We start from the raw sequence: 5,507 nt of genomic DNA, 5'->3' as shown, positions 1-5,507 counted from the left end.
ACCACCGGTACGGCTCAATCGTATAGCCGTGCAACGGAAAAGAGCCGCCCTTTCGGACAACTCAAACTGTAATGGGGATTAAAAAATCATTCTGTCATGTATGCAGTTGGCGACAAAGCTCTGCTCTCAGAATGATTTTTTAATCCCCGTCCCAGAAAAATCATTATGCATAGAAAGTCATAATTATCATTTCGTAAACATTTCGATGAAATTAACGCCATGAGGCATGCTTGCGGTTACAATACCGCAAGGCCTAACTACACACCTTTAAGCCGGTCCTGTGAGACCGGGAAGGAGAATTATGGCGAACAACCATACCGCGGGCGCTGCCGCCCGCACCTTCGCGCCCAGCGAGCTTTGCCAGCGCATGCTGGCCAAAACCAGCAAGGGCACCTGCGGTCCCTGCATCCTGTATCTTGAGGATGGGACCATTTTTTATGGACGTGCATGCGGCGCCGAGGGCACCGCGACCGGCGAAGTCTGCTTCAACACCTCGCTCGAGGGCTACTTTGAGGTCATGACCGACCCGAGTTATGCCGGCCAAATCGTAACCATGACCTATCCGCAGATCGGCAACTACGGTATCGACGAGACCGACGTCCAGTCGGCCTTCCCCGGCGACGCCGTGCGCCCTGCGAGCGCTCCGGCTATGCGCGGCATGATCGTTCGCGACATGTGCGCCACGCCTTCTAACTGGCGCTCGGCCGTCAGCGTGCCGGAGTACCTGCGTGCACACGGCATCGTCGCTATCGATGGCGTCGACACCCGCGCCCTGGTGCGCCACCTGCGCGACAACGGCTCCAAGATGGGCATTATCTCGACCGAGATCTTCGATGTCGACGAGCTTGCCGAGCGTCTGGCCGCAGCGCCCGCGCTGGTAGGCGAGAACCTGGTCAAGACCGTAAGTTGCCCCGCGCCTCACGAGTTTGCCGCCGTCGACCTGCCTGCCATGCATGACTTTGCGCTTTCGACTGCCGCTCCTGCCCGTCACAAAGTGGTCGCCTACGACTGCGGTGTGAAGCGCGGCATTCTGGAGGGGCTGGTCCGCGCCGGCTGCGACCTTACCGTCGTGCCGTGGGACACGCCCGCGAGTGAGGTGCTCGACATGAATCCCGACGGCGTCTTTTTGTCCAATGGCCCCGGCGACCCCGACGCCGTGGTGGAGACCTACGAGCAGGTGCAGCAGCTGATCGGCAAGGTGCCGGTCTTTGGCATTTGCCTGGGCCATCAGATGATCAGCCTGGCCTGCGGCGCCCAGATGGAAAAGCTTAAATTCGGTCACCGCGGTGGCAACCAGCCGGTCATGAACCTGGTAAGCCGTCGCGTGGAGATTACCGCGCAAAACCATGGCTTTGGCCTGCTGTTCCCCAGCCTGGGCAAGCTTGTCCCCGAGCTTTCCGGCGGCGAGACCGAGCATGCGGCCGATGGAGATCTGCGCGTCTGGGTGCGCCGCGGAATCGCGCCGGTCGTGATGAACGAGCGCTTTGGCCGCATTCGCCTAACACATGTGAACCTCAACGACGGCACCGCCGAGGGTATCCAGCTGCTCGACGCCCCGTGCTTCTCGGTCCAGTACCACCCCGAGGCCTCGCCTGGCCCCACCGATGCCCACTATCTCTTTACCGCCTTTACGCGACTCATGGACGGCGAGGAGAACTACCTGGACATCGACACCGCGAAGGACCGCCTTGCCGGCTGGAATTTTGCCGACGATGGTTCCGCCGTTCTACCGAACGGCGGACCGGTCGACGCTGCGGCTGCATCTGGCACATCATCTTGCCGCTCTGCTTCGGACGCGCGGGCATAAGCCCAGCGCGCCCTCGCATCACGGCAACCTGATGCACCAGCTGCACCCTCGCTGACTTTTCCAAAACATTGAGTCAGCCTCTCTAGGAGGTTTTAAACATGCCGAAACGTACTGACATCAAGCGCATCCTCGTTATTGGTTCGGGCCCCATCGTCATTGGCCAGGCCTGCGAGTTCGACTACTCCGGCGCCCAGGCCTGCAAGGTGCTCAAGGAGGATGGCTTTGAGGTCATCCTGGTCAACTCCAACCCGGCGACCATCATGACCGACCCGGGCTTGGCCGACCGCACCTATGTTGAGCCTATCACCGCCGAGTTTATCGAGCGTGTAATCAAGAAAGAACGCCCGGACGCGCTGCTGCCCACGCTGGGCGGCCAGACCGGTCTGAACGCCGCCGTCGAGCTGGCAAAGGACGGTACGCTCGACAAGTACGGCGTCGAGATGATCGGCTGCGACCTGGCCGCCATCGAGCGCGGCGAGGACCGCAAGCTCTTTAACGAGGCCATGGCCGAGATCGGCCTGGAGGTCGCGCGCTCGGGCTATGCCTACAGCGTGGCCGACGCCGAGGCTATCGCCGAGCGCGTGGGCTATCCCTGCGTACTGCGCCCGAGCTTTACCCTCGGCGGCGCCGGCGGCGGCATCGCTCACACCCACGAGGAGCTCGTCTCCATCGTGAGCCAGGGCCTGGAGCTCTCGCCTGCCCACGAGGTGCTGGTCGAGGAGTCCATCGAGGGCTGGAAAGAGTATGAGATGGAGGTCATGCGTGATCACGCCGGCAACGGCATCATCGTGTGCTCCATCGAGAATCTCGACCCCATGGGCGTGCATACCGGCGACTCCATCACCGTGGCGCCGGCGCAGACCCTCTCCGACCTTGAGTATCAGCGCATGCGCGTGGCCTCGCTCGCCATTCTGGAGAAGATCGGCGTCGAGACCGGCGGCTCCAACGTGCAGTTTGCCGTGAACCCCCAGACCGGCCGCCTGATCGTCATCGAGATGAACCCGCGCGTGAGCCGTTCGTCCGCGCTGGCCTCCAAGGCCACGGGTTTCCCCATTGCCAAGGCCGCCGCGCGCCTGGCTGTGGGCTACACGCTCGACGAGATCGTCAACGACATCACCAAGGCAACGCCCGCCTGCTTTGAGCCCACGATCGACTACTGTGTGGTCAAGGTGCCGCGCTTTGCCTTCGAGAAGTTCAAGGGCACTGATCCTACGCTCACCACGCGCATGAAGGCCGTGGGCGAGATCATGGCGATCGGCCGCACCTTTGAGGAGGCCTTTGGCAAGGCCATGCGTTCGCTGGAGGATGGCCACCAGGGCATTTGCGCCGGTGGCAAAGAGGGTGCCGATAAGCTGAGCGACGATGAGCTTGCTCAGGCCGTGGCAACCCCGACCGAGCACCGCATCTTCTTTGTGGTCGAGGCCCTGCGCCGTGGTTGGGACATCGCCCGCATCCATGCCATCTGCGGTATCGATCCGTGGTACCTCAACCGTATCAACGATATAGTGCAGGTCCAGGAGAGCATCCGCGGCCTGCGTGTGGAGGATATCGACGCCGACGCGATGCGCCTGCTCAAGCAGTACGGTACGAGCGACGCCGAGATCGCCGCGCTGACCGGCTCGGACGAGCGCTTTGTGCGCGCCTATCGCAAGGGTCTGGGCGTGGTTCCCAGCATGAAGACGGTCGATACTTGCGCTGCGGAGTTCTCGAGCGCCACGGAGTACCACTACAAGACGTACGAGAACATCTACCGCACGAGCCCGGATGCCAAGAAGTGCGTGGCTCCCGACGAGACCACGCCGGCGGACAAGCCCAAGGCGATGATCCTGGGCGCCGGCCCCAACCGCATTGGCCAGGGTATCGAGTTCGATTACTGCTGCGTGCACGCGAGCTACGCGCTGGCGGCCCGCGGCTTTGAGACCATCATGGTCAACTGCAATCCCGAGACCGTTTCGACCGACTACGACACGTCCGACCGCCTTTACTTTGAGCCGCTCACCTACGAGGACGTCATGGATGTCATCGACGTTGAGCGACCCGACGGCGTCGTGGTGACGCTCGGCGGCCAGACCCCGCTTAAGCTGGCGCGCATGCTCGAGGAGAGTGGCGTCAACATCATGGGCACCAAGCCCGATGCCATCGACTTTGCCGAGGACCGCGAGCGCTTTGCCGCTCTGCTCGACAAGTTGGGCATCATGTACCCGCCGGCGGGCCAGGCCACCTCGTTTGAGGAGGCCGAGGCCGTGGCCGCGCACATCGGCTACCCGCTGCTGGTGCGTCCGAGCTACGTGCTGGGCGGCCGCGGCATGATGATCGCCTACGATGCCGAGCATCTGCGCGATTACATGGCCGAGGCCGCGCGCATTAGCCCCGACTACCCGGTGTACCTGGACCGCTTCTTGGAGGGTGCGATCGAGTCCGATGTCGACGCCCTGTGCGATGGCGAAGAGGTCTACATCGGCGGCATTCTGGAGCATATCGAGGAGGCCGGTATTCACTCCGGCGACTCTGCGACCTGCATCCCGCCGTTCAGCTTTAGCGAGAGCCTGCAGGCAAAGCTTCGCGAGACCACGCGCCGCATCGCGATGGCGCTGGGCGTACGCGGCCTGGTCAACGTGCAGTACGCCATTAAGGGCGAGACCGTCTACGTGATCGAGGCCAACCCGCGTGCCAGCCGCACCGTGCCGTTTATCTCCAAGGCCACCGGCGTGCCGCTGGCCAAGTGCGCGGCGCGTATCATGGCAGGCGATTCCATCGCCAGCCTGGGCCTGCCGAGCGATGAGCGTCAGCTGGACTGGTTCTGCATGAAGGAAGCAGTTATGCCCTGGGGTCGTTTCCCCGGTGCCGACGTTATCCTGGGACCCGAGATGAAGTCGACGGGCGAGGTCATGGGTATCGCCAAGAGCTATCCCGAGGCATACGCCAAGACGCAGATGGCGATCGACTACAAGCTGCCCGACCCGAGCACCGGCAAGGTGTTCATCAGCGTGTGCGACCGCGACAAACGTCACATCCTTTCGGTCGCCCGTATCCTGCGCTACCTGGGCTTTGACATCTGCTCCACCGAGGGCACGGCGCGCGTGCTGCGCGGCGGCAACGTGACCTGCGAGGTCGTGGAGAAGATCGGCGGCCCGCACGACGGCGAGCGTTCCAACATCGGTGACCTGATCGCCGACGGCAAGATCGCGGTAATCATCAACACGCCGTACGGTCCGGGTTCGCGTGGCGACGGCTATCTGTTGCGTACCGAGGCCGTGCGCCGCGGCGTGACCTGCGTGACCGCGATGTCTGCCGCCAACACCTACGTGAGTGCCATCGAGGCCGTGCGCGAGGACCAGCAGGGTCACGGCAGCGCTAACGACATGGGCATGGACGTCATCGCCCTGCAGGACCTGCCGCAGTACACGGTGTAGTGTGACCTGTCCGGCCGGGGCGGGAGGGGCCGAGATTTCCCCCTTTCGCTCCGGCTGCAAGCAGAGTCGCTCAGGAGGAAACTCGGCCCCTCCCGCCCCGGTCTGCGGTGACTCGGTTGCACCGTGTGCTGCCGAAGGGGCTTTGCGCGATGACTAGGGCTGAATAGAAAATGAGTGTGGGCTCTGTCGTTCGAATGAACGACAGAGCCCACACTTTTATTTCAGCCAACGTACGTCATAGCAATCCCCGGTAGGTCGAGGGGTGCTTTGCGGGCGGGACAGGCTTT

At 62.9% G+C, this 5,507-nt stretch carries 2 protein-coding genes; both read left to right on the top strand.

Annotated features, from left to right (window positions below; all coding sequences use genetic code 11):
* Positions 1-301 precede the first annotated feature (301 nt).
* Positions 302-1,807: a glutamine-hydrolyzing carbamoyl-phosphate synthase small subunit gene (gene carA / locus I2F59_RS09615; RefSeq protein ID WP_229065437.1), complete on the top strand. Its 1,506-nt coding sequence runs from the start codon at positions 302-304 to the stop codon at positions 1,805-1,807.
* Positions 1,808-1,905: 98 nt separating this feature from the next.
* Positions 1,906-5,220, top strand: coding sequence for a carbamoyl-phosphate synthase large subunit (carB, locus tag I2F59_RS09610; protein ID WP_195503988.1), 3,315 nt, complete (start codon positions 1,906-1,908; stop codon positions 5,218-5,220).
* Positions 5,221-5,507 lie beyond the last annotated feature (287 nt).

Source organism: Collinsella aerofaciens, assembly GCF_015556945.1.
In the GTDB taxonomy this organism is placed as follows: Bacteria; Actinomycetota; Coriobacteriia; order Coriobacteriales; family Coriobacteriaceae; genus Collinsella; species Collinsella aerofaciens_AO.
This window is presented reverse-complemented; position numbering and strand designations above follow the sequence as displayed.